This is a genomic window from Thioclava sp. SK-1 (assembly GCF_001705665.1).
In the GTDB taxonomy this organism is placed as follows: Bacteria; Pseudomonadota; Alphaproteobacteria; order Rhodobacterales; family Rhodobacteraceae; genus Thioclava.
In genome coordinates, this window is the sequence record NZ_MDHA01000045.1 from 1 (window position 1) to 890 (window position 890).

Genomic DNA, 890 nt, shown 5'->3' on the forward strand with positions numbered 1-890 from the left:
TTTCCCGGGATCCCGATCAGGACCTCGTGGCGGTACTTGGAAATGTCGATGGCGACAAGCACAGTCGCAGCAGTAGAATGGTTGACGGTCATAGCCGATCTCCTCAGCGGTGTGGTTCTGCAAAACCACTGTTGAGACCTGAGACCGGTTATGGCCACACGCTGCGCTATTTGGGGGCTGCGCGCGTGGCCATAACCTATAAACAGCGCGTCATTCCCGACGTGCTATGGTCCCGAATACATCAGCGAGAAGCTCAGAATGTGGGTTGAGAAGCAGGGTATAACGATCCAGCACATCCAACCGGGCCAACCGCAGCAGAACGCTTATGTCGAGCGCTACAACCGGACGGTTCGGCACGAGTGGTTGGATCAATACATCATCAAGAGCATCGAGGAGGCACAGGATCAGGCTACACAATGGCCCTGGACATATAACAACGATCGCCCAAACATGGGCATCGGCGGCACCACACCCGTCATGAAGCTGAAAATGGCCGCATAAGTTCTACGTCCAAGCCCGCGTAAAAATGGGGAGATTACCGCTTGATCCAAAGCGTCGAGAACGAACTGCGTTGCCATTGATGTCGATACGCGCCAGCCAACGATGCGGCGCGCAAAGACATCGATGACGAAAGTGACATAGACCGTTCCGGCCCAGGTCGGGACGTATGTGAAATCGTCGTCCATTGCCCTCGGACCATGTATGGATGGCCCCTTGGCAAGAGCTTTGTTTGGGTCTGGCATTCCGGTCGGTCGCGGCCATGTATACGGCGTCAATTCGCAGCATCATAGCTGCGCGCCTTGATGAAGTCAGCCGGCGGACAGGTTCCGATCAATGGCACGCGCTCAAAGGCGCTTGGGTCCGAACTGGGTGTTCCGTTCCGCTGTTAC

2 pseudogenes are annotated in these 890 nt (G+C 56.1%); one reads left to right on the forward strand and one right to left on the reverse strand.

The annotated features are described in order from the left end of the window. Positions 1-228: 228 nt before the first annotated feature. Positions 229-501 (forward strand): annotated as a pseudogene (locus tag BFP70_RS11710) (integrase core domain-containing protein); the annotation flags it as partial. Between the two features lie 35 nt (positions 502-536). Here the strand turns inward: BFP70_RS11710 and BFP70_RS20330 are convergent. Continuing rightward, positions 537-677, reverse strand: a pseudogene (locus BFP70_RS20330) (DDE-type integrase/transposase/recombinase); the annotation flags it as partial. Between the last annotated feature and the right edge of the window lie 213 nt (positions 678-890).